General features: G+C 64.8%; 23 protein-coding genes. 14 read left to right on the top strand and 9 right to left on the bottom strand.

From position 1 onward, the window contains the following. Nucleotides 1-93: 93 nt before the first annotated feature. Complete coding sequence (locus KFO72_RS21855) at nt 94-1,413, bottom strand: MFS transporter (RefSeq protein ID WP_054935255.1); 1,320 nt, start codon at nt 1,411-1,413, stop codon at nt 94-96. 351 nt (nt 1,414-1,764) lie between these two features. Between KFO72_RS21855 and xylB the strand changes: the two genes are divergently transcribed. Further along, nucleotides 1,765-3,231, top strand: a complete 1,467-nt coding sequence (gene xylB, locus KFO72_RS21860) for a xylulokinase (protein ID WP_224100201.1) — start codon at nt 1,765-1,767, stop codon at nt 3,229-3,231. A 76-nt stretch (nt 3,232-3,307) separates the two neighbouring features. On the opposite strand, the gene KFO72_RS21865 is transcribed toward xylB, so the two are convergent. Genes KFO72_RS21865 through KFO72_RS21875 form a run of 3 tightly spaced genes read right to left on the bottom strand, consistent with a single transcriptional unit; the run spans nt 3,308 to nt 5,557 of the window. Continuing rightward, complete coding sequence (locus KFO72_RS21865; RefSeq protein ID WP_225033018.1) at nt 3,308-3,883, bottom strand: DUF1349 domain-containing protein; 576 nt, start codon at nt 3,881-3,883, stop codon at nt 3,308-3,310. Nucleotides 3,884-3,913: 30 nt separating this feature from the next. Beyond that, nucleotides 3,914-4,474, bottom strand: coding sequence for a cytochrome b (locus KFO72_RS21870; protein WP_060601040.1), 561 nt, complete (start codon nt 4,472-4,474; stop codon nt 3,914-3,916). Between the two features lie 12 nt (nt 4,475-4,486). Beyond that, a complete protein-coding gene (locus KFO72_RS21875; protein ID WP_225033019.1) occupies nt 4,487-5,557 on the bottom strand; it encodes a catalase family peroxidase in 1,071 nt (356 codons plus the stop codon). Between the two features lie 219 nt (nt 5,558-5,776). On the opposite strand from KFO72_RS21875, the gene KFO72_RS21880 reads away from it, so the two are divergent. Then, nucleotides 5,777-6,118: a DUF4148 domain-containing protein gene (locus KFO72_RS21880; protein WP_062915317.1), complete on the top strand. Its 342-nt coding sequence runs from the start codon at nt 5,777-5,779 to the stop codon at nt 6,116-6,118. 78 nt (nt 6,119-6,196) lie between these two features. Here the strand turns inward: KFO72_RS21880 and KFO72_RS21885 are convergent, their stop codons facing one another. Further along, the gene (locus tag KFO72_RS21885; RefSeq protein ID WP_036005809.1) at nt 6,197-6,520 is read right to left on the bottom strand and encodes a DUF1330 domain-containing protein; all 324 of its coding nucleotides are present in this window, start codon (nt 6,518-6,520) and stop codon (nt 6,197-6,199) included. Nucleotides 6,521-7,006: 486 nt separating this feature from the next. Here KFO72_RS21885 and KFO72_RS21890 point away from each other — a divergent pair, with 486 nt between their 5' ends. Next, nucleotides 7,007-7,780 (top strand): EAL domain-containing protein, encoded by a 774-nt coding sequence (locus KFO72_RS21890; RefSeq protein WP_225033020.1) that lies wholly within the window; start codon nt 7,007-7,009, stop codon nt 7,778-7,780. Nucleotides 7,781-7,825: 45 nt separating this feature from the next. Here the strand turns inward: KFO72_RS21890 and KFO72_RS21895 are convergent, their stop codons facing one another. Continuing rightward, nucleotides 7,826-8,038 carry a hypothetical protein gene (locus KFO72_RS21895; protein WP_225033021.1) on the bottom strand — a complete coding sequence of 71 codons (213 nt, stop codon included), beginning with the start codon at nt 8,036-8,038 and terminating at the stop codon, nt 7,826-7,828. Between the two features lie 358 nt (nt 8,039-8,396). Here KFO72_RS21895 and KFO72_RS21900 point away from each other — a divergent pair, with 358 nt between their 5' ends. The 5 genes from KFO72_RS21900 (at nt 8,397) to KFO72_RS21920 (ending at nt 14,000) form a co-directional block, all read left to right on the top strand. Next, nucleotides 8,397-9,833 carry a TldD/PmbA family protein gene (locus tag KFO72_RS21900; protein WP_107203051.1) on the top strand — a complete coding sequence of 479 codons (1,437 nt, stop codon included), beginning with the start codon at nt 8,397-8,399 and terminating at the stop codon, nt 9,831-9,833. Continuing rightward, nucleotides 9,830-11,188, top strand: coding sequence for a TldD/PmbA family protein (locus tag KFO72_RS21905; protein WP_225033022.1), 1,359 nt, complete (start codon nt 9,830-9,832; stop codon nt 11,186-11,188). Before KFO72_RS21900 ends, KFO72_RS21905 begins: the two co-directional genes overlap by 4 nt. 309 nt (nt 11,189-11,497) lie before the next feature. Further along, a complete protein-coding gene (locus tag KFO72_RS21910) occupies nt 11,498-11,869 on the top strand; it encodes a GFA family protein (RefSeq protein WP_054930554.1) in 372 nt (123 codons plus the stop codon). A 56-nt stretch (nt 11,870-11,925) separates the two neighbouring features. Continuing rightward, nucleotides 11,926-12,672 carry a response regulator gene (locus KFO72_RS21915; protein ID WP_036005530.1) on the top strand — a complete coding sequence of 249 codons (747 nt, stop codon included), beginning with the start codon at nt 11,926-11,928 and terminating at the stop codon, nt 12,670-12,672. Continuing rightward, nucleotides 12,669-14,000, top strand: coding sequence for a sensor histidine kinase (locus KFO72_RS21920; protein ID WP_054930553.1), 1,332 nt, complete (start codon nt 12,669-12,671; stop codon nt 13,998-14,000). The genes KFO72_RS21915 and KFO72_RS21920 overlap by 4 nt, the downstream gene beginning before the upstream one ends. Here KFO72_RS21920 and KFO72_RS21925 read toward each other — a convergent pair. Then, nucleotides 13,990-14,886, bottom strand: a complete 897-nt coding sequence (locus KFO72_RS21925; RefSeq protein WP_054930552.1) for a LysR family transcriptional regulator — start codon at nt 14,884-14,886, stop codon at nt 13,990-13,992. The genes KFO72_RS21920 and KFO72_RS21925 overlap by 11 nt on opposite strands. A 96-nt stretch (nt 14,887-14,982) precedes the next feature. On the opposite strand from KFO72_RS21925, the gene KFO72_RS21930 reads away from it, so the two are divergent. The 3 genes from KFO72_RS21930 to KFO72_RS21940 all read left to right on the top strand — a co-directional run bounded on the left by KFO72_RS21930 (nt 14,983) and on the right by KFO72_RS21940 (nt 16,844). Beyond that, nucleotides 14,983-15,900: a nitrilase-related carbon-nitrogen hydrolase gene (locus KFO72_RS21930; protein ID WP_224100213.1), complete on the top strand. Its 918-nt coding sequence runs from the start codon at nt 14,983-14,985 to the stop codon at nt 15,898-15,900. A gap of 134 nt (nt 15,901-16,034) precedes the next feature. Then, on the top strand, nt 16,035-16,487 hold the full coding sequence (locus KFO72_RS21935) for an SET domain-containing protein (RefSeq protein WP_054930550.1): 453 nt from the start codon (nt 16,035-16,037) through the stop codon (nt 16,485-16,487). Between the two features lie 105 nt (nt 16,488-16,592). Beyond that, nucleotides 16,593-16,844, top strand: a complete 252-nt coding sequence (locus KFO72_RS21940; RefSeq protein WP_060601016.1) for a hypothetical protein — start codon at nt 16,593-16,595, stop codon at nt 16,842-16,844. A gap of 198 nt (nt 16,845-17,042) precedes the next feature. On the opposite strand, the gene KFO72_RS21945 is transcribed toward KFO72_RS21940, so the two are convergent. Then, nucleotides 17,043-18,491, bottom strand: coding sequence for an ATP-binding protein (locus KFO72_RS21945; protein ID WP_225033023.1), 1,449 nt, complete (start codon nt 18,489-18,491; stop codon nt 17,043-17,045). Further along, nucleotides 18,488-19,147 (bottom strand): response regulator transcription factor, encoded by a 660-nt coding sequence (locus KFO72_RS21950; RefSeq protein WP_054930547.1) that lies wholly within the window; start codon nt 19,145-19,147, stop codon nt 18,488-18,490. Before KFO72_RS21950 ends, KFO72_RS21945 begins: the two co-directional genes overlap by 4 nt. Before the next feature lie 179 nt (nt 19,148-19,326). Between KFO72_RS21950 and KFO72_RS21955 the strand changes: the two genes are divergently transcribed. From KFO72_RS21955 to hpnI, 3 genes are all read left to right on the top strand, one after another. Beyond that, nucleotides 19,327-19,866 carry a cytochrome b gene (locus KFO72_RS21955; RefSeq protein WP_054930546.1) on the top strand — a complete coding sequence of 180 codons (540 nt, stop codon included), beginning with the start codon at nt 19,327-19,329 and terminating at the stop codon, nt 19,864-19,866. Between the two features lie 201 nt (nt 19,867-20,067). After that, nucleotides 20,068-20,427 (top strand): hypothetical protein, encoded by a 360-nt coding sequence (locus tag KFO72_RS21960; protein WP_054930545.1) that lies wholly within the window; start codon nt 20,068-20,070, stop codon nt 20,425-20,427. Nucleotides 20,428-20,505: 78 nt separating this feature from the next. Further along, nucleotides 20,506-21,750, top strand: a complete 1,245-nt coding sequence (hpnI, locus tag KFO72_RS21965) for a bacteriohopanetetrol glucosamine biosynthesis glycosyltransferase HpnI (RefSeq protein WP_225033024.1) — start codon at nt 20,506-20,508, stop codon at nt 21,748-21,750. Nucleotides 21,751-21,776: the final 26 nt, after the last annotated feature.

Raw genomic sequence — 21,776 nt, forward strand, 5'->3', positions numbered from 1 at the left:
AAAGAAAAGTAGGTGCCGCCCCGCACAGGGGCGACGCGTGAAGCGAGCTAACAAATCGCGGATGCCAGCGCAAAGACAAAACAAACTGAACCGCTACCCAACCACCCGCGTTTCACGCGTAAACCTGAGCGTCACAACGGTAATCGCCCCAAGAACCATCAGAAACACCGAAACCGGCCAATAAGCGTGATAGCTCGCAAGCAACGCGGTAGCGATAAGCGGGGATAGTCCCCCGGCAAAGATCGACGCCACTTCATGCCCAAGCGCCACGCCTGAATATCGCACTTCCGTGCTGAACAGTTCGCCAACCAATGCGGGCAACGTGCCGATCATCGCACCATGACAAACGGCCGTGCCGAGAACAAGCGCAAGATAGATCCACGGCGCCTGGTGCGTATCGAGCATCCAGAAGAACGGAAATGCCATCACGATCAATCCCGCCGCGCCGATCATGTACACAGGCTTCCTTCCGATGCGATCCGACAAACGTCCCCATGCCAGCATCGCGCCCATTTCGACTACCATCGCCAGCATGACGCCCGTCAGCATCACCGAACTGGCGATACCCACAAACTTTCCATACACGAGCGAAAACGCGAGAAAGATATAAGCGCCGCCGTTTTCCGCGACGCGTAGCCCCATCGCCATCAAGATTTCTTTCGGATGCCGCTTGATGACCTCGACCACGGGCATATGGGTTTTCTCCCCACGCTTTTCGGTCTGCTCGAACTCCCGGCTTTCAGGCAGGCTGTGCCTGATATAAACGCCAATAGCAAAGATCGCGATGCTCGCGAGAAAGGGCAGTCGCCAGCCCCAGTTGATGAACGCATCGTGCGGCAGCGACTGCGCCGCGAGAAACGCAGCTGACGACAACACGAATCCGCCGCCCACGCCCAACTGGCTCCACGCCGCGTAATAGCCGCGCTTTTCCGGCGGTGCGCTTTCGCTGATCATCAATACGCCGCCGCCCCATTCACCGCCTGATGCCACGCCTTGCAACAGCCGCAATACGACGAGCGCGACGGGCGACCAGATGCCGATCTGCGCATACGTCGGCAGCAACCCGATCGCGAATGTCGCGATCCCCATGATGAGCAATGTCCAGACGAGCGAAGCCTTGCGCCCGTAGCGGTCGCCGATATGGCCGAAGACGACGCCGCCCAACGGTCGCGCGACGAAGCCCATGGCGAACGCAGCGAATGCGCCGAGCGTGCCGATCAGCGGATCGGCGCCCGCAGGAAAGAACAATTGTCCGAACACGAGCGCGGCCGCCGTGCCGTAGACGAAGAAGTCGTACCATTCCATCGCGTTGCCTGCGACGGACGCTATGACGATCTTGCGCAACGTCCTGTCTTCGAGCGGCCGGACAGCGTCGACGCGGCCGGTTGCGTGCGTGGTTTCGATGGAAGCCATGATGGATCGCATAGATGTAGTGGGGAATTGCCGCTGAGTGTCGGCCGAGCATTTCAATCGGTCAAATTCATCGAAAAAGGGAGCCGCCATCAGCCACGCAAATGTGGGACGAATCGTTCGCAGTCGTCCCGTTCAGGGCACCGTGGTAACGTCTCGTTTCAACGAGTCGAACGAGCGCCGGCAGTCGCAAGCCGGCGGACAATGGAGAAGACAGGCGTTCCCACGGAGAGTCGCGCTCGCGCGACCCATGCCTGTTGCTCCAGCGCTTGCTCGGTGAACACGTAGCCGCGCTGCCACGTCGTCGATGTTCAGCATGCGGCGTCCACTCATGCCAAATAGTGAGGACGTGCAGTGACTTTCCTTGGAATCGACCTCGGCACCTCCGAGGTAAAAGTAATTCTGACCGATGACGCGTCCACGACCCTCGCAACAAGCGGCGCGCGTCTGGATGTAGCGCAACCGCATCCGCACTGGTCGGAGCAGAATCCCCATGCGTGGTGGCAGGCCACGCTCGATGCCGTGGCCGCCGTGCGTGGCGCGAATCCCGCAGCGTTCGCGGCGCTGCGCGGCATCGGGCTCTCGGGACAGATGCACGGCGCAACGCTGCTCGACGCAAAAGGCGAAGTACTCAGGCCCGCAATACTCTGGAACGACACGCGCGCATTCGCCGAATGCGCGGAACTGGAAGCGCTCGTGCCTGAATCGCGCGAGATCACAGGCAATCTCGCGATGCCCGGTTTCACCGCGCCCAAGTTGCTTTGGCTCGCAAAGCACGAACCCGATGTATTTCGCGCCGCTGCAAAAGTGCTCTTGCCGAAAGACTATCTCGCGTGGCGGCTCACGGGCGATTTCGTGTCCGACATGTCAGACGCTTCGGGCACGCTATGGCTGGATGTCGCAAAGCGCGACTGGTCGGACCGCATGCTCGCGGCGACGGGTTTGACGCGCGAACACATGCCCCGCCTCGTCGAAGGCAGCGCGAGCGCCGCGCAGTTGAGCGACGCATTGCGGCGCGAGTGGGGCATTGCCGGTCCCGTCGTCCTATGCGGCGGCGCTGGCGACAACGCGGCAAGCGCAATCGGCATGGGTGTGGCGGAAGCGGGCAGTGCATTTCTGTCGCTCGGCACCTCGGGCGTGCTGTTCGCCGGCACCGATCGATTCGCACCGAATCCGGCGCAAGGCGTGCATGCGTTCTGTCATTGCTTGCCAGACCGCTGGCATCAGATGAGTGTGATTCTGTCGGCGGCATCGAGCCTTGGGTGGCTATCGAAAGTCGTGAACCGCGAAGTCGGCAGTTTGCCCGAGCTCGCGAGCACGGCTAACCCTGCCGCTGCGCCGGTCTTTCTGCCCTATCTGAGCGGCGAGCGCACGCCTCATAACGATGCGAACGCGCGCGGCGTGTTTTGGGGCTTGACGGGCGCGCACACGACAGGCGATCTCGCGTACAGCGTGATGGAAGGCGTGGCGTTCGCGATGGCCGACGGTTATGCCGCGCTGCAAAGCGCGGGCACGACACTGCAGAGCGCGTCATTCATCGGCGGCGGCTCGCGCAGCCCGTTCTGGGCCAATCTGTGCGCGACGGCAACGGGCATCACGATGCATCGTCACGAAGGCAGCGACGTGGGCGCGGCGCTCGGTGCGGCGCGCCTTGCGCGGCTCGCGGTGACGGGCGAGTCGATCAGCCAGGTCTGTCTTGCGCCGCCTACCCTCGAGTCCTGCGAGCCGGATCGTGCGCAGGCGCCATTGCTTGCGCACAGGCTGGCGCGTTATCGCAGCATTTATCAGGCGCTCAAGGCGAGTTTCGCGGAACAGGCGTGATGCATGCACAACGCGGCGCGCCGCGAGGCTGACGCCGCGGCATACGTCGGGTGTGCTGCGCAAACGAACATGAGGCTCAACTCAGATCGTGCAGGTTCTTCCGCAACGGCTCGCCCACGATGAAGCGGGAGAACTCGACATTCAATCCGCCGCGTTCGGGCGTGCAGCACACCGGTCCGACGAAGTAGTGCGCTGCCGAAGGAAAAGGCGCAAGCCGCAACAGAGGCCACGTCGTTCCGTCGATTGAATACTGCACGCGCAACACGCCTCGCGCGACGGTTGCACGCATCCAGAAGCCGTCGGGCGCCGCGACCGGCGCACCGATGGCCCAGTCAGACTGGCCGACCGTCAACACGCTGCTCATCATCAATACGTCATCTGTGAATTCGACACCCGCCTTCAGCCATGTCGACTCGTCGACGCGCACCATCAAGCCGGCCTGATCGTATAGCGCATGAAACTGTCCACGCACACGCACCTGCGCGGTGAAATCGCCTTGCGTGCGTATGCCGAAGCAGTGACCGGAATCGCGCGTGAAGCCGTAGTGCGTGTTGCGCCAGAAGTCGGTTTTCGGATTGGTCGTCACCTTGAGCGTATCGCCGTCGAGCGACCACGTCGACGGCTCATTGAACCATTCGCATTGTTCGAACACGCAAGGCCTCCCAGGGTATCGCAAACGCGGTCAGCGCGACGCACGGAAGGTCTGGCGTCCGCCGCGAGCCATGCTGGAGAATACGCCGTCGCGCCGGATGAGTCCATGAAAGAGGGCCGCCGCGATATGCGCGAGCACAGTCGCGAACAGCGCGAATGCGAGCCACGTATGCATCGCGCGCAACAGCGCGAACAGATCCACGTTTTGCGGCACGATCGCGGGCAGATGCCAGGCGCCGAACAATGTGACGGGATAGCCGCCTGCCGAGAGCATCGCCCAACCGATCAACGGCATCGCGATGAATAGTCCATACAGCACGAGATGCGATGCCCTGGCGGCGAAACGCTGCAATGCGGGCATATCGTCAGGCAGTGCGGGGCTGCCGTTCTTCAATCGCACGGCGACGCGGATCAAGGCGAGCACGAGCAACGCAACGCCAAGCGGCCGATGCAGCGCGATCAGCGTCGCATGCGCATGCGAGACGGTCGCGACCATTGCGACGCCGACGAATAGCATCGCGAGAATCAGCACCGCCATGATCCAGTGCAACAGACGCGCGAGCGGAGAAAAATGGCGAGAGGTGTTCGTCATGATGCGTTCCGTTCAGGGTTGCGAAGTGGCGGGTGCGCGATGCAGCGCTTCTTCCCGGGTGCGCCGCTGATACGACACGGCATAGGCAGCCGAGCGCGCCGCGAGCAGTGGATCGTCCGAAGGCTTGATGCCGTCCGGCAAGACGGTCGGATCGAAGTTGACATCGCGGCACACGCCATCGGCTTGCGGCGCGCTACGTTCGATAACGACGGTGCCTGCGTCGATGCGCTGCCGGCCGGCAGGCCATTGCAGCGTCGCGTCGCTGGTGGGGTCGCCAGCGTTCGCAACGGTCACGATCAGATGCCAGCGCACGTTGCCGTGCTTCAGTTGTTCGCTGAACTGCTGCGAGAGAAAGTCGGGATCGCTCTTCTGTTGCGGATCGACAGGCGCATAGGGCGCTTCCGGCTCCACGGACCAGCGCACCGCATGCGTCTGTCCGCTCGTGTCGGTAAAGCGAAATGCGTTGATGCTGTAGTACGCGGCATTCCCAAGACGGGACGATGCCGGATGTGTCTTCACCCATTGCTGAAACGGCTGCGTTTCGGGGTGCGTCGCATAAAACGCCTTCAGCTTCGCGGGATCGGGTTTGCCCGTCTTTGAATCCGGCTGTGCGGCGACGAGTTGCTGATAGAACTGTTCGGGCGTATGCACCGCGAACACGGGCGTCGAATTCATGGCCGTGCGCCACTGCTCGCCATCGCGTTGGGTGAAGAGTAGTGCGAAGCTGCGCACCGGCACGCTGGCGTCGGGCGCTGATGGATTACCGCCGGGAATCGCAAAGCGGCCGATGACGGGCGTACGGCCCGGCGCGAAAACCTGCGCGCGCGATATCGACGCCGCATTGCCGTTGCTGTCGAAATACCCCTCTACGCAAAGCCCTTTTGCGTGATTGCGGCGAAAGCCCGGGTGCGGGCCATTGTCCGCCTGGAACTGGTCGATGATGCGATACGTCGTGAGGCGTGAGGGCGTGAGCCAGCCGGCCGCATATGCGAAGCTGCCGGCGAGCGCGCATACCGCTGCGCCAATCGCGGCAAATCGGCATGGCATGCAGCGGAGCGTGGACGCTCGGGACTTTGAGTTCATCACGGATGCTCCTTTCGTTTCTGATGGTGACGCGCTTAGGCCGTCAACACAGAGGAGCGGTGTTTATTCCCATCACACGCGAGAATTTTTATCTGCAGCGGTCGATGTGAGAAAGCAAAAAAAGTTGGGAATAGATGTCGACATCGCTTTGTTCATCACAGTGAAGCGCCACACATCCTGTGACGAATCGACATCACCCCTACACTGAAGGAGCTGGAAATGAAAAAGCTTGCACTGTTGACTGTTTCGATCGCTGCACTCGCTTCGACGGCATTCGCATCGAGCGCGTTCGCGCAAGAGAAGACGCGCGCCGAAGTCCGTCAGGAACTGATCCAGGCCGAGCAAAACGGCTCGCAGTTCGTGACCGACACATCGTATCCCGATGTCGCCCCCCTCTATCAGCAACAGGTCGCTCGCCAGCAGGCTGCGCAGGAAAGCGAAGGCGCCGGCACGGCGGGCACGCATGCGGCGGGAATGCGGATGCCTGTCACTGGCGCGAACGCAGGCATGTCGACATGCGTCGGTCCCGTCAGCTATTGTTCGGTGTACTTCGGCAGTTGATCGCCATGCCGGGTGAGGGGTGGCGTTTCCGCACAGCGAAGCGCCCCCGCTTACCTATGTGCGCTTGCCCACATGCGCTCATCCGCACAACACATCCGTCGCGACATGCGAGGCCGGCACCGCGTCGATCAGAATCACATCGCCAATCGAATTGTCCGTGCGCAGCGGCAGAATCGCCTGATAGGCAGCCGATCGATACCATGCGCGCGCGAGGTCGCGATTCGGAAACTCAATGGCAACCAGATCGCCGCGCCAGTCGCCTTCGAGCCGTTCGCAACGGCCGCCATGCAGCACGAAATGGCCGCAATAGGGCGCAAGCGTTGCGTCGATGCGCTTCAGGTACTCGACGATCTCGACACCCATCTTCACTTCATGCAGATGCGCGACCGCAAACGTTGACATGCTGCTCTCCCGTTCGTTGACGAATGACATCAGCATATCGGCCGCCGCAAAGCGAATCGATTACCTCAGAGGTAATGTCGCGCCTGAAAAGCGATTCGCACATGAAGCACTTTTGACAGTCGGCATTCTGCGCGGTCCGGCGCCGAGCAAGCCGCTGTAGCGCGAGCCCGGCCGCGCGCCGTATTCCGGGCACGCCCGGCACAGATGTTTCGCGCACGAAACGTTGTTACGCGTTCTTTCCGCAACGCGAATTCGTGCGATCGTCCGTAGAATGAGGCGCCATGCGGGTTCCGGCGTGGTTGTCTGCAAAGGGCGAAGCCATGGTATGAAACGTGCATCGAACGGGGAAAGCCAATCCCATCTACACATCAATAAATACGGTCTCCCCATACGATGGATGCTCGCCACGCTACCGCTGCCAATCGCGGGGATGATGATGCCCATGCGGCGGCACGCAACAAGAACACGATGCACATGCAGCGCCTGATGAACCAGCTCGAGCAGCGCGTGAGCGAGGGCCTTCTCGCCGGTGAGTTCCGGCTCGCGTTCCAGGGCATCTACGACGTGCAAACAGGCAAGCTCGCACGCGTCGAGGCGCTGATCCGCTGGATGCATCCGGACTACGGCATGCTGTTGCCCGATGCGTTTCTCGTCGCGCTCGATCATCCCCTCGTGGCGTTGCAGCTGACCTATCACGTGATCGACGGCGCATGCCGGGCGCTGGCCCACGCGCAGCGCCAGGGGCAACGGGTATGTCCGATCGCTGTCAATGTTCCGCCGCGCGTCGTCGCGGACGAACACTTTCCTGCCACCGTGATGCAGATCGCGCGTCTGCATGGCGTCGAACCCGATCTGCTCGAACTCGAACTCGTCGAGACGGAAGACTCGACTCGCCTGCTGGCTGCGCCGCCTCTGACGAAGCCGTTGCGCGAAGCGGGCATGCGTCTCGCCATTGACGACTTCGGCACCGGCTATTCGTCGCTCGCGCTTCTGAGCGCGATCGATGTCGATACGGTCAAGGTCGCACGCGAAATGCTCGATGGCGTGCCGGACAATCCGCGCGCGTCAGCCGTCGCATCGGGCGTGCTGTCGATGCTCGAAAGGCTGAATGTCGCGGTTGTGGTGGAGGGCGTCGAAACGAGGGCGCTTGCGCGCTGGCTCGCGCAATGGCCCAAGGTGCTCGCGCAGGGCTTTTTCTATGCGCGCCCGACTTTCGACTATGCCGACGTGCCCATTCAGGAGCGGTATGTCGCGCTGTAGCGCGTCACGCCTGTGTGCTGACAATGCCGCTGAAAACGACATCGCCTAGGCACTCAACGCAGCGACCATCGCGGCGCCCGCGCCTGTGCTATCCGTATTCGCCTGCTGCTGCGCGCGGGCCATCTGCTGTTGCACCGCCTCCAGCTTCTCCTGCAACGGCTCGATCAGCGCCTTGAACTGCTCGGTAGCGGCATCCTGAATGTTGTCGCCTCCCGTCGATCCGGCCGACGACGCGCCTTGATGTTTGTCAAAGAACATCGCGCCCGCTCGGCCATTCACGCGTATCTCGCGTTCCCTGCGTCGCTGGTCGCGTTCATAAATGCATCATTTTGCGCGTGGGCTCGAGAGCAGAATGTATGTGAACGGCACGCGCTGCACGCGAAAACAGGCTTGCGCTTGCATGCGGCGGCGCTGATGAATGTGCAGTGGCAGACAATCGAACGGGATGAGTGTGCGCCGGGACACAATGCCAGACGAGGATGAAGACAACACGGCGCAGCACGTCGGGCACTCGCGCGACGCGCATCGCGTACGATATGACATTCGCGTGTGAACCGAGGCGCCCTGGCGGTGCGTCGATGCTCGCATGGACGCATGACATTCGTGAGGCAACCCGATGGTGGAATCCTTGTTGAACCGCTTGCCGCGCGTGTTGCGCAGCGAGGCGGACTTCTGGTCGGTGCGCGTCGTGAACGAACGGACCGACGATCACGCCGTACGCAACGACGTTGCGCAACCCCTGCGTATCGCGAGCGATCGCGGTGCGATGCTGGTCGCGTGGTGCGGAAGGGGCGCGGGCTACGCCGCAACGGCTGATCTGTCGGAGCGCGGCCTGCAAGCCGCGCTCGATATCGCGACGCAACGCGCCAGGGCATGCGCGTCCGTCTCGCTGATCGATCACACGCAGATCACGCGGCCCGTCGAAAGCGGTACCTACGAATCGCCCGCCATCGCACAAACGTTGGCGGGCCGGCGTGAATGGCTGGAGCGTCTGCAGCACGAATGCGCCGCAGCGAACCTCGACGGCCGCATAGTCGAGCGCACTGCCGCCGTACAGATCACGCACAGCGAGCAAGCGTATTTGACGAGCGACGGCATACGCATCGATCAACACTTCCGCTACATGCTGCCGCAGATTTCCGTGACAGCCCACGCAAACGGCGTGACGCAGGTGCGCACGCTCGGCGGCGACTACGGCACGCTCGCGCAAGGTGGTGTGGACGTGCTCGCGCATTTCGGCTTCGACGGCGGGGGCGCGCGCATCGCGGGCGAGGCACTGCAACTGGTGGCCGCGCCGAACTGTCCGTCTGGTCCGCGCGATCTGCTGCTAATGCCCGATCAGATGATGTTGCAGATTCACGAATCGATCGGACATCCGCTCGAACTCGACCGCATTCTCGGCGACGAGCGCAACTTCGCGGGCTGGAGCTTCGTCAGGCGCGAGCACTTCGGCTCGTATCGCTATGGCTCCGAGCTGCTGAACGTCACGTTCGATCCCGACCTGCGCGAAGAAGCCGCAAGCTATGCGTTCGATGACGACGGCACCCGCGCGAAACGCGAATACCTGATCCGCGACGGCGTGCTGATGCGCCCGCTCGGCGGAGCGTTGTCGCAACAGCGCGCGCGGCTTGCGGGCGTTGCGAATTCACGTGCGTCGAGCTGGAACCGGCCGCCCATCGACCGCATGGCGAATCTCAACATCGAACCGGGAAGCAGCACGCTGGAAGACATGATCGGCAACATCGAAAACGGTATCCTGATGCGCACCAACACGTCATGGTCGATCGACGATCATCGCAACAAGTTTCAGTTCGGCTGCGAATACGGCCAGCTGATCGAGAACGGCAAGCTCACGCAGGTCGTGCGTCAACCGAACTACCGCGGTATCTCGGCGAGCTTCTGGCGCAGCCTCGTGGCCGTCGGCAATGAAGCGACGCGCGGCGTGTACGGCACGTCGATGTGCGGCAAGGGCGAGCCGATGCAGATCATTCGCGTCGGCCATGCGTCGCCGGCATGCGTGTTCAGCAACGTCGATGTATTCGGAGGCGCATGATGCGTGACAACCGTTCATCCGTGTCTCCATCCGTGTCTCGCCCGTATTTCATGACGCTCGCCAACGAGATCGAACAGCGGCTAACCGCGAATGAAATCGCGCTGACGTCGTTTTCCGCCGAGCAGTCCGACTTCATCCGCTTCAACGAAGGCAGGGTGCGCCAGTCGGGCCATGTGTCGCAAGCCAGCGTCACGCTGCGACTGATCGATGGACAACGTCAGGCCTATTCGACGTTCACGCTATGCGGCGACATCGCGGCAGACACGGACACGATCGCGCAGGCGCTAACGGCCTTGCGCGACGGCCTGCGCGACGCACCCGACGATCCGCATCTGCTGTTCGACACAACGGTCTGGTCCGAAACGACGCAACGCGCAGGCACGTTGCCGTCGCCCGATACGTTGCCGCTGCTCGTCGCGCGCTGCGCACTCGGACTCGATTTCGTCGGCTTCTATGCGGGCGGGACGATGGCGCGCGGTTTTGCTTCGTCGCTCGGCAGCCGTGGCTGGTATGAGGTCGAGAACTTCAATATCAGCTGGTCGCTGTACGACGCGAGCGGCCGCGCGATCAGAAGCCACTATGCCGGCGACACCTGGAGCGATGCCGTATTCGCCGGCAAGGTGGAAGAAGCCGCCGCGCGTTTGCCCGTGCTGTCTCGCGCGCCGCGCATGCTGACGCCGGGCCGCTACCGCACCTACTTCGCACCTGCTGCGTTGCGCGAGCTGGTCGAAGCGGCCTCGCTCAGCGCCTTTTCCGCGCGCACACAAGCGACGGCGCGCAACGAGTTCTATCGTCTGAACGTCGGCGAGGTTGCGCTCGATCCGCGCGTCACGCTGACGGAAGACCTCGCTCTCGACATCACACCACGCTTCAACGACGACGGCTATGAGCGGCAAAGCGTGCCGCTCATCGAAGCGGGGCGCGCCGTTGCCCAGTTGACCAACGCCCGCACGGCCCGCGAATACGGCCTGGTGCCGAACGGCGCGACGGCGGGTGAAGCACCGTCCGCGCTGTCGATGCAAGGTGGCGATCTAGCGCAAGCCGATGAGCTGCGCGCGCTCGACACGGGTCTTTATATCGGCAATCTCTGGTACGTGAACTTCTCCGACCGGATGAACTGCCGGATGACAGGCATGACGCGCTTCGCGACCTTCTGGGTCGAGCAGGGCCGCATCGTCGCACCTGTCGATGCGATGCGCTTCGACGACAGCCTGTACCGGCTCCTCGGCAGCGAACTGGAGCGCATCGGTGCACAGCCGGAACTGCTCCTGAACGACTGGACATGGGGCGAACGCGCGACGGGCGGCATGAAACTCCCGGGTCTGCTCGTCCGTTCCTTCGATCTGACCTTATGACGCCGCGCGCCGCGGCTTGAAGGGAGGCGGCGTCTGCGCATACGCGCAGCGCCCGCGTCCCGAGCGGCAGGAAGAACCATCATCGCCAACGCGAGCTGCGCGAGGCCGCGCAATCTTTCGCGCGCCGCTCGCCTCAGACGAATTCCACACGTCGTGGCGCGGGAGCACGTGTGCGTCGCGCAGAACGATACGGGCTGCGTGACGGTGTCGTTCGAGGTTTTTTGTATCGCTGCACCGGCCAGATACATTGAGACACAAAGCTAGGAATGGGCCAGGGTATAAAACCGTCATCGCATCGAGGAGCACGCCATGACTACCCACACTCACCACGGCTCATGCCATTGCGGCGCCGTCAAGTTCACCGTCGAAACGCCCGTCACGCCCGCCGTCCGCTGCAACTGCAGCCTGTGCCGGCGCAAGGGCGCGCTGATGTCGCCGTTCTTCGCGGCGAGCGCGCTCAAGATCGAGTCCGGGGAGGACAGCCTGACGCTGTACCAGTTCAACACGCAGGTCGCGAAGCACTATTTCTGCAAGCGGTGCGGCATCTATCCGTTTCATCAGACACGCAAGGACCCGAACCTGTGGCGCGTGAACATCGGCTGTCTGGACGACGTCGATCCGTATGCGCTGGAGTCGTCGGTATCGGACGGCAAGAGCCTGTCCGTGGTGGAAGATGCCTGAAGGCTGTCTGAAGGCCGCGTAAGATAAGCGAACTCTGGCAGGCGAAGGAGCCTTGTGTGGACAAAACGGATCACGTTCTGATCGTTGATGACGACCGCGACATTCGCGAGCTGGTCGGCACGTATCTCACCAGGAATGGCGTGCGCGTGACGCTCGCGTCGGGTGGCCGGCAAATGCGCGCGGCGCTCGCCGACGAGCGGCCCGACCTGATCGTGCTCGATCTGATGCTGCCCGGCGAAAGCGGCCTCGACCTGTGCCGCGAACTGCGCGCGGGTGAATTTCAGACCATCCCGATCCTGATGCTGACGGCGCTGAGCGAGGAGACCGACCGCGTAGTCGGCCTCGAAATGGGCGCTGACGACTATCTGGCGAAACCTTTCGCGGTGCGCGAACTGCTGGCCCGCATCCGCGCGATCCTGCGGCGCGCCCGCATGATGCCGCCCGGCGGCAGCGAGGAGCCGGCGAACGCCGCGCACTTCCTGCGCTTCGGCGACTGGCGGCTCGATACGATCGGCCGCAATCTGATCGACAGCGACGGCACGATGGTCGCGTTGAGCGGCGCCGAATACCGGCTGCTGCGCGTGTTCGTCGACCATCCACAGCGCGTGCTGACGCGCGACCAGTTGCTCACGCTCACGCAAGGCCGGCAGACGGAGCCGTTCGACCGCTCGATCGATCTGCTGGTGAGCCGCGTGCGCCAGCGTCTGGGCGACGACGCGCGCGAGCCGCGCTACATCAAGACGCTGCGCAACGAAGGTTATGTGTTCTCGTCGCTCGTGACGGCCGAGGACAACGGCGGATGAACGCGGCACTCCCCCGACTGCGCGGCCTGTGGCCGCCGCGCACGCTGTTCGTGCGGCTGTCGCTGATTTTCGTGGCCGGGCTGCTGGCCGCGCAGACGCTGTCGTTCTGGCTGACGATGACCGAGCGCAACGAGGCCACCATGCATGTGATGGTCGGCTACATCGGCCAGGAGGTGACCAGTTCCGTCGCGCTGCTGGACCGTCTGACGCCCGCCGAGCGCGCGGAGTGGCTGCCGAAGCTGGCGCGGCGCAGCTATCGTTTCGTGCTCGGTCCGGGCTCGAGCGGCATGCCGCCGGACGCGAAGCTGTCGCAGGAAATCGGCGCGTCGATTGCCCAGGACATCGGCTCGCGCTACAAGGTGACGGCCAACGCCATCCCCGGCGAGAGCGAGCATCTCGAAGTCCATCTGACCTTGAGCGACGGCACGCCGCTCACCATCGACATGCATCCGATGCACGGCATCCCGCTGTCGCCGTGGCTGCCGCTCGTGCTGGTCGCGCAACTGGCGCTGCTCGCGGGCTGCGCATGGCTCGCCGTGCGCCTCGCCACCCGGCCGCTTGAGCGTCTCGCGCGCGCCGCCGACACGCTCGGCCCCGATCTCGCCCCCGCCGCGCTGCCCGAAGACGGCCCGGAAGAGGTGGCGCGCGCGTCGAAAGCCTTCAACGCGATGCAGGCGCGCATCGGCATTTATATGCGCGAGCGGCTGCAAATCCTCGCAGCGATATCGCACGATCTGCAAACGCCCATCACGCGTATGCGGATACGCGCCGATCTGCTCGACGACGAAGCCGAGCGCGCGCGCCTGCAAAAAGATCTGAAGGAAATGGAAGTGCTGGTGCGCGAAGGCGTCGCCTATGCGCGCACGCTGCACGGCGCCGACGAAGCGCCGCGCCGCGTCGATCCCGATGCGCTGATCGAAAGCATGGTCAGCGACTATACGGATGCGGGCGATCCCGTCTCGCTGACGGGGCACATCGGCCAGCCGGTGACGACCCGCCCGCAGGCGCTGCGCCGCATTCTCGGCAACCTGATCGACAACGCGCTGAAGTACTCGGGACACGAAGCGGTGACGGTGGAGGTGAGCGTCGATGCATCGCGCGGACGGCAAGTGTCCGTCGCCGTGCTCGATCGCGGCCCCGGCATTCCGCAAGAACTGCTCGATGCCGTGTTCCAGCCGTTCTATCGCGTCGAAAGCTCGCGCAACCGCGAGACGGGCGGCACGGGACTCGGGCTCGCCATCGCGAAGCAACTGGCGCAGTCGATGAGCGCGACGCTCACCTTGCGCAACCGCGAAGGCGGCGGGCTGGAAGCGCGCCTCACGCTGTGACGGGCGCCGCCGCGCCGTGCTTCGTCGCGGCGCGCACGTAGTCGACGAAGCGCGCCACGACGGGATCGTCGCGTTCCGTCTGCCACGCGAGCCCGACGCGCCATTGCGCGGAGGCGTCCTTCAGGCGCAGCACCTTGGCGTCGCGCAGCAGATGTTCCGCGCGCGACGGCACGAAGGCGACGCCGACACCCGCGGCGACGGCGGCGAGCACCGACTGGAAATCGTCCGCCTGCTGGATGACGCGCGGCACGAAGCCGCGCCCGGCGCACCACGCGTCGATCATGGCCGCCGTCCCTGGCCCCTTGCTGCGCGCCAGCGCGATGAAACCCAACTCGTTGAATTCGTCCAGCTTTGCCGGCAGGCGTTTCCACTTCGCGTGCCGGGGCACCGCGAGCGCCAGCGATTCGTCGATCACCGCGAACGCGGACAGACCCGCGGCGGCAGGCAGGCGCACGAAGCCGACGTCGAGCTTGCCGGCGAAGATGCGCCGCGTCTGCTCCGCCGACGACAAGTCGTTCAACGTGACGCCGATCTGCGGATGCTGCGCGCGGTATGCGGCGATCAGCGGCGGCGCGAGCGTGAGCGTGGACAGGCACAGGCCGATGCGCAGGTGGCCGCGCTGTCCGCTGCTCGCCTCGCGGGCGCGGGCGAGCACGTCGTCGGCATCGCGCACGAGCGCTTCGGCATCGGGCAGGAACGTCTCGCCGAATGCCGTCAGCCCCGCGCCGTGACGGCCGCGCTCGAAGAGCCGCCCGCCCAGACTCGCTTCGAGCGCGACGATCTGCTTGCTCAGTGCGGGCTGGCTCAGATGCAACGCTTCAGCGGCGCGGCCGAAATGCCGCAGGTTCGTGACCGTGAGGAAGGCGCGGAGCAGGCGGATTTCCATTCTCTAAAGTTATCGTAGCGATCGGATTATTCATTTTACGTATTGAATGGCAAGCGGTCCAATGACGGCATCCCGTTCATCTTTTCCAGGTCCGCCATGTCTGCCTTGCCCACTGCGACGCTGCGCGTCGCGTCGATTCCGTTCGCCGCGCGGCGCGGCGAGATCGACCATAACGTTGCGCAAGTCGTCGCGCGGATCGAGCGGGCGGCGCACCTACGAGTCGGTCTCGCGGTGTTTCCCGAGGCATGCCTGACGGGCGGCATGGCAGCGCCCGTGCCGGCGGATGCGCGCAGAACGCGTCGCGCGGAGATTGCGGCGCTGGCGGCGAGCGTCGATGGCGCGGGCGTGCAGGCCGTCGCCGATGCCGTCGAACGAACGGGCGTGGCGGCGGGCGTCGGACTGATCGAACGCGCGGCGAACGGCGACCTGTATGGCAGTTACGTCGTCTGTCTGCCGGGCGGCAAGCGGCATGTGCATCGCAAGCTGCAATGCGAGGGTCAGCCGCACATCGCGCGCGGCGACTGCTTCACGGTGTTCGATGCGCAAGCGGGATGGCGGCTTGCCGTGCTGGTCGGCGGCGACAACTATCTGGTGGAGAACGCGCGCATGGCCGCGCTGCTCGGCGCGGCGCTGCTGGTTGCGCCGCATGCGCAGACGGACGCAGCCGGTCAGACGGGCGCATGGATGCGCCGCGCCTTGCCTGCGCGCGCACTCGACAACGGCATGTTCGTCGTCTACAGCGATGCGGCCGACGGCGCGATCGTCGATCCCTGTGGCCAGGTCGTCGCCCAACGCGCATCCGGCGACGAGATGATCGCCGCGGATCTCGATCCCGCGTCGATCGGCGCGAGTCCCGCGCACCGCTGGCTCGAAGCGCGGCGCCCGGACCTGTACGCGCGGCTCGCCCGTGAACCGTATTCAGGCGCGCAGCTTTTCGAGCCGCGCAGCGCGAACGCGCGCGGCGCCGTGGCGGTGAGCGTCGCGGTCGTGAAGCGGGCGCGAGCGCGTTTTTGACGGATCGCGCATGGGCGCTTGAGCGCCGCGTCTCGATTTCGATGCCTGTGAGAGGACGAACATACGCACATCGATAACAGCGCATTTTTTTCGCGCTCTATACTGAAGCGATCCATCCTCTTCGAAAGCGGGCCATGCGTCGTTTATCAGTCAGGCGGTCGCCGATTCACGGCAAGGGTGTGTTCGCGCTTTGCATGCTCGCGGCAGGCGAACGCATCATCGAATACAAGGGCGAAGTGACGTCATGGCGGCGTGCCGCGCGACGCATCGAACGCAACGGCGACTACGGGCATACGTTCGTGTTCGGTCTGTCGGATGGACGCGTGATCGACGGCAGCGTCGGCGGTAACAGCGCGCGCTGGCTGAACCACGCGTGCCGGGCCAATTGCGAGGCGGTGGAGATCGACGGCCGCGTGTTCATCGAAGCCGCCGTCGATATCCAGCGCGGCGAAGAACTGTTCATCTCGTACGGACTGGCCGTCGATGATCCGCACGACGAGGAAACCCGCAGCCAGTACGTGTGCCGGTGCGGATCGCCTGCGTGCCGCGGCACGATGCTCGCGACGGAAGAAGACGCACTGGCGTGACGCGTGACATCGCCGGTTCTGGACGCCGGCGTGCCGGGCAGCGGGTCAGGGGAGGGCTGCCGTCGCGCTGTGATACAGTGCCCGCAGCGTTCCAGAGAGGCGTCCATGACAAACCGACCCCGGAAGACCCTGTATTCCCCGGCACCGACCTTGCCGATGTTGCTGATGGAACTGGAGGCATCGCTGCCTTCGCTGATGATGCAGCCGGCGTCGTTGTCGAGCGCGCTCGCGCGCGTCTGCCGATGCCTCGACCGCGCCGGCGCGCCGATGCGCCAGCGCAAGCCGCGCGCCGCACGGCCCGCCCGCGTGAAAGCGGCGAGCGTCGATACGCCGATGTCGTTGCCGCTCTTTCCCTGATGCACGCGTGAATCTCGCCCGCAACGCGGCGAGCGGGTAGCGCCCTCTCTCTTTTCTTTCCCTTACCGACGTTCGAGCAGAGCGGGACGCGCAGGCGCGCCTCGTCGCGCGCACGGCCGTCATCGTCGATACCAGCGTTGGAAATGCACCGGCTACGTGAGCGCATCGGGGCATCGGGCGCATCGGGCGCGGATGCTGTCAGGACGTTCCCGTTGCGCCACGCCCGCCCGGCAAGCCAGGCGAAGCCGGCACGCGCGGAAACGCGATCTGCACGGCCAGCCCGCGCCGTCCGATGCCCGAGCCGATATGAATCTGCGCATTGAAATGCGCGGCAATGCGCGCGACGATCGACAAGCCGAGCCCGCTGCCGTTGCCGCTCGCGGACGCGGACGCGCCGCGAAAGAAGCGGTCGGTGAGACGCAGGCGTTCCTCGTCGGAGACGCCGGGGCCGTTGTCGGAGACCGTCAGCGAGACCGTCTGCACGTCGGCCAGCACGGTGATGTGCACGCGGCCCCCCGGCTCGCCGTACTTGATGGCGTTGTCGAGCAGATTGTCGATCAGCGTGCGGGCCAGCGCGCGGTCCGCATGGACTTCGGCGTCGCGCTCGCCCGACAGCACCACGGCCATCGACTTGTCTTCGGCCTGCGGCGTGCGGAACGCGATTGCCTCGCCGGCGACGTCATGCAGACGGACGGGCGCCGTCACCACCGTGTCGCGCTCGTCGAGCCGCGCGAGCAGCAGCAGTTGCTCGGCAAGATGCGCGCTGCGGTCGACGCCCTGGACCACGCGCCGCATTGCCTGCTGTTGTTGCGCGCTGTCGTGCGCGGCGAGCGCCACCTGTGCCTGGACCTTGATCGCGGCCAGCGGCGTCTTCAGTTCATGCGCGGCGTCGGCCGTGAACGCGCGCTCGCGCAGGATGGACTGCTGTAATCGTGCGAGTAACTGGTTGATCGCGTCGACGAGCGGCCGGACTTCGGCGGGCGACGGATTGACGTAAATCGGCTCGAGATTGCGGCTGTCGCGCATGCGCACGGCCTTCGAGATCGCCGACAGCGGCCTGAAGCTATGGCCCACGCTGAACCACACTAGCAGCGCGAGCACGGGCAGCGCAAACGCCATCGGCCGCGCGATGCGGCTCGCCACGCCCGACGTCAGGTCGCTGCGCACGTTGGCTGGTTCGAACACCCGTACCGTGCGGCCCGTTGCGCTGTCTTGCAACGCGTAGGCGAGCCACAGCCGGCCGTCGACGGTCATCGCGTGCACGCTTTGCGCGGCTTCCCCGGGCTCGGCGGCGCGATGCAGCCGGGCAAGCCCGGGGCTCGCGACGATCACGCGGCCCGCCGCATCCCGCACCTCGAAAAGCGCATAGCGGGGGCGCGCGTCGGTGTCGTCGTCGAGAGAGGGCGACGCGCGCGAGTACTCGTTGCGTACATCGATACCCGCAACGGCGAGCCGCGCGAGGTTCAGGTCGTCGAGTTGCGCCAGCAGATGCGCGAGCTGGACCAGGCGCGCCCTGTCCCATTCGCCGACTTCGCGCGTCGCGTTGTTGAAGCTCCAGGCGAACATGACCGTCCACACCGCGCCGACGCTGACGAGAATCAGCCACATCAGGCGGCGGCGGATCGATGTCGAGCGCAGCCGCGTCATGTCTTGTCCACGATATAGCCGAAGCCGCGCACCGTGCGGATCACATCGCCGCCGAGCTTCTTGCGCAGGTTCGACACGTGCACTTCGATCGCATTGCTTTCGACTTCCTCCTGCCAGCCATACAGGCTTTCCTCGATCCGGGCGCGCGGCTGCGGCACGCCAGAGTGGGTGAGCAGGTGGATCAGCACGGCCCATTCGCGCGCGGTGAGCTGCACGCGCACGCCGTTTCTCGATACCGTCTGCGCGACGGGATCGACGCTCAGGTCGCGCCACGCGATCACCTCGCTGCCGCGGCCTTGCGAGCGGCGGATCAGCGCGCGGCAGCGCGAGACGAGCTCCGCGAGATCGAACGGCTTGCCGAGATAGTCGTCGGCGCCGGCGTCGAGGCCGCGCACCTTGTCGGCGGCAGTGTCCTTCGCGGTGAGCACGAGCACGGGGATATGGTTGCCGCGTGCGCGCAGCGACTTCAGCAGTTCCATGCCGGAAAGTTTCGGCAAGCCGAGATCGAGAATCACGAGCAGATAAGGCGTGGTCGCGAGCGCGAGCTGCGCATGCTGGCCGTCGCGGGCCCAGTCGACGGTGAAGGCCGCGTTGCGCAGCGCGACTTCGAGCCCGCTGCCGATCAGGTCGTCGTCTTCCACGAGAAGAATGCGCATGGTGTCGTTGTCCGGCGGGGCCGGGTGTCGGGCATGTCGTATTGCCTGCGAGTCTAGCGCGGATGCGGCATGTATACGTGCGCTTGCCGTCGGTTGAAGGTGTTAAGCATTTCTTCAGGTTCGCGCCGGTAGCATCGCCGCGTGACGCATGCGTCGCGCTACTTCATAAGAGACCGACAATGAATCTCAATGCTTTTGCCCAACGCCCCGCCTATGACGGCGTTGCACGCCTGTTGCACTGGCTGGTCGCGCTGCTCGTCGCCGCGCAGTTCGTGATTGGCTGGACGATGCCCGACGTGCATCGCGATACCTTGCCCAACGGCTTGATCGCGTGGCATCTCGGCGTGGGCGCGGCGATCGTCGCGGCGGTGGCGTGCCGCATCGCGTGGCGCGCGACCCACATGCCGCAGGCCGCGGAATTGTCGCGTGCACTCAGCGTGATTTCATCCACGACGCATGCGCTGCTATACGGGCTGCTGGCCGCCGTGCCGCTGGCGGGATGGGCCAACGCGTCGTCGCGCGGCTGGGCGGTGAAGCTGTTCGGCATGGTTCGCTATCCTGATCTGACTTCGTCCGGTTCGCCGACGGGCCACGCACTCGGCGACGTGCATGGCTGGCTCGCATGGGTCCTGCTGGCGCTGATCGTGTTGCATGTCGGCGGTGCGTTGTTTCATCGCATCGTGCTGAAAGACAACGTGTTGCAGCGGATGCTTCCGTAAGCTGCAAGCAATGTGATGCAAGCTGCGTGAAACGCGCGCCGGGTCAAGTGCTTAATATTCCCTTCAGACTCCGCTCGCTACCATCGGTGCGACGTGTCCAGCATGGCTGGGCGCGCTCGAATCTGTCGCACCGTCACGCAGGCTTCACATCAGCGAAGTAGCAGCAGCGGGCCGGTGCGCGCCACGTAGGGCTGGCTCGCCATGAAGCACACTACTGTTCAGATGATCCGCGCCCACCTCGTCACGGCATCGGTTGCCGCGACGGCTATCGACGTCTGTGTCGTGAGCCTGCTTTTCTTCTGCAGGTTTCCTCAGACGCTCTTCGAGACGGCGGCGTTCCGCGAACTGACGTTCGGCTTGTTGCTGGCTGCCGTTCTGATTACACGTCATGTGGCGCGCCGGGCATTTCGCGCGGCCGTGAAAAGACGTCATGCGCGTTTCGTCGGACCACGGCGCGATGCCGTTTGCGTTTCGGCAATCTGTCCCGCGCGTGGACTCGTCATCCTTCATCTGCATTTCACAGGCATGCCTTACGTTCCGCTTCAGGCGACGGGATGGTGAGGCCGTTTGCGTCCACGTGGCTGCGCGCGTCGACACGACGGCCAGCCCGTATTCATTTCAGCAGGAGCGATCGATACCATGCAGGGCACGCTGTTACGTATTGACTGGTTGGCGATGATGCTCGTGTATGGCGCAGCGCTGTATGCCGTCGCGGCCGTGCTGGCCTCGCTCGTGTCGGTGTCGCGCGCCGCCGCGCGCGAACGGCGTTCGTTCCCCGCGCGTGCGCCGGTTCCCGTCAGCGTTCTCAAGCCGCTGTGCGGCGCGGAGCCACGCCTCTTCGACAACCTCGCAACCTTCTGTGAGCAGACGCATCCGTGCTTCGAGTTGGTCTGCGGCGTATCGCGCGCGGACGATTCCGCCATCGCGATCGTCCATCGCCTGCAGGCTGCGTATCCGCATTGCCGGATTTCGCTCGTCGTCGATCCGCGCGTGCACGGCACGAATCTGAAGGTGAGCAACCTGATCAACCTCGCGCAATGGGCAGCCCATGACGTGTTCGTGATCGCCGACAGCGATATCGCCGTCGAAGCGGATTATCTGGAGCGCGTCTGCGCGCCGCTCGCCGATCCGCTGGTCGGCGTCGTGACGTGCCTGTATCGCGCGAAAGGCATTGCCGGATTCTGGTCGCGCGTGGGCGCGCAATTCATCAACGAATGGTTCGTGCCGTCGGTGCGGATCGCGCACGCGTTCGGCTCGACGCGCTTCGGCTTCGGCGCGACGCTCGCACTGCGGCGCTCGACGCTGGCGGGCATTGGCGGTTTCGAGCGGCTGCGCAACACGCTTGCCGACGACTACTGGCTGGCCGGTCATGTGCGCGAGTCGAATCTGCGAACGGTGCTGTCGCCCGTGGTCGTCGAGACGGATGTGACGGAACGCACGCTCGCCGCGCTGTGGGATCGCGAGACGCGCTGGCTGCGCACGATCCGCTCGGTGAACCGCGCGGGCTTCGCATTGCTGTTCGTGACCTTCACGCTGCCGTGGATGGTCTGCGGCGCGTGGCTCGCGTTCGCATTGCATCGCGCGAGCGTGCATCCCGCCATGTCGATCGCGCTCGTCGTCGCGGCCGTGACGGGCGTGTCGGCGCGCGTCATCCTGCATGCGATGATGGGCGGCGAGCGACGCCTGTTTGGACGCGATCTCGCGCTGATGCCCGTGCGCGATGCATTGCTGTTGGCGCAATGGATGACAGGGGCGTTCGGCTCGACGGTGGTGTGGCGCGGCGTGCGCGTGCCCGTCGAAGCCACGGACAACGCCGCTGACAACGCAACGACAGTTTTTCGGACCGAACCGGCCAGCGCGCTCGAAGTATCCGACGGACGCTGAGCGTTTCGCGAACGCCCGGCTCAACT

Source organism: Paraburkholderia sp. XV, from assembly GCF_020177535.1.
Classification (GTDB): Bacteria; Pseudomonadota; Gammaproteobacteria; order Burkholderiales; family Burkholderiaceae; genus Paraburkholderia; species Paraburkholderia caribensis.

What these genes read in the sequence shown, in the direction of transcription:
- KFO72_RS21855 (WP_054935255.1), bottom strand. Translation starts at nt 1,413, where the DNA reads ATGGCTTCCATCGAAACCACGCACGCAACCGGCCGCGTCGACGCTGTC.
- KFO72_RS21870 (WP_060601040.1), bottom strand. Translation starts at nt 4,474, where the DNA reads ATGACGAACACCTCTCGCCATTTTTCTCCGCTCGCGCGTCTGTTGCAC.
- KFO72_RS21875 (WP_225033019.1), bottom strand. Translation starts at nt 5,557, where the DNA reads ATGAACTCAAAGTCCCGAGCGTCCACGCTCCGCTGCATGCCATGCCGA.
- KFO72_RS21880 (WP_062915317.1), top strand. Translation starts at nt 5,777, where the DNA reads ATGAAAAAGCTTGCACTGTTGACTGTTTCGATCGCTGCACTCGCTTCG.
- KFO72_RS21885 (WP_036005809.1), bottom strand. Translation starts at nt 6,520, where the DNA reads ATGTCAACGTTTGCGGTCGCGCATCTGCATGAAGTGAAGATGGGTGTC.
- KFO72_RS21890 (WP_225033020.1), top strand. Translation starts at nt 7,007, where the DNA reads ATGAACCAGCTCGAGCAGCGCGTGAGCGAGGGCCTTCTCGCCGGTGAG.
- KFO72_RS21895 (WP_225033021.1), bottom strand. Translation starts at nt 8,038, where the DNA reads ATGTTCTTTGACAAACATCAAGGCGCGTCGTCGGCCGGATCGACGGGA.
- KFO72_RS21900 (WP_107203051.1), top strand. Translation starts at nt 8,397, where the DNA reads ATGGTGGAATCCTTGTTGAACCGCTTGCCGCGCGTGTTGCGCAGCGAG.
- KFO72_RS21905 (WP_225033022.1), top strand. Translation starts at nt 9,830, where the DNA reads ATGATGCGTGACAACCGTTCATCCGTGTCTCCATCCGTGTCTCGCCCG.
- KFO72_RS21910 (WP_054930554.1), top strand. Translation starts at nt 11,498, where the DNA reads ATGACTACCCACACTCACCACGGCTCATGCCATTGCGGCGCCGTCAAG.
- KFO72_RS21920 (WP_054930553.1), top strand. Translation starts at nt 12,669, where the DNA reads ATGAACGCGGCACTCCCCCGACTGCGCGGCCTGTGGCCGCCGCGCACG.
- KFO72_RS21925 (WP_054930552.1), bottom strand. Translation starts at nt 14,886, where the DNA reads ATGGAAATCCGCCTGCTCCGCGCCTTCCTCACGGTCACGAACCTGCGG.
- KFO72_RS21930 (WP_224100213.1), top strand. Translation starts at nt 14,983, where the DNA reads ATGTCTGCCTTGCCCACTGCGACGCTGCGCGTCGCGTCGATTCCGTTC.
- KFO72_RS21935 (WP_054930550.1), top strand. Translation starts at nt 16,035, where the DNA reads ATGCGTCGTTTATCAGTCAGGCGGTCGCCGATTCACGGCAAGGGTGTG.
- KFO72_RS21940 (WP_060601016.1), top strand. Translation starts at nt 16,593, where the DNA reads ATGACAAACCGACCCCGGAAGACCCTGTATTCCCCGGCACCGACCTTG.
- KFO72_RS21945 (WP_225033023.1), bottom strand. Translation starts at nt 18,491, where the DNA reads ATGACGCGGCTGCGCTCGACATCGATCCGCCGCCGCCTGATGTGGCTG.
- KFO72_RS21950 (WP_054930547.1), bottom strand. Translation starts at nt 19,147, where the DNA reads ATGCGCATTCTTCTCGTGGAAGACGACGACCTGATCGGCAGCGGGCTC.
- KFO72_RS21955 (WP_054930546.1), top strand. Translation starts at nt 19,327, where the DNA reads ATGAATCTCAATGCTTTTGCCCAACGCCCCGCCTATGACGGCGTTGCA.
- KFO72_RS21960 (WP_054930545.1), top strand. Translation starts at nt 20,068, where the DNA reads ATGAAGCACACTACTGTTCAGATGATCCGCGCCCACCTCGTCACGGCA.
- hpnI (WP_225033024.1), top strand. Translation starts at nt 20,506, where the DNA reads ATGCAGGGCACGCTGTTACGTATTGACTGGTTGGCGATGATGCTCGTG.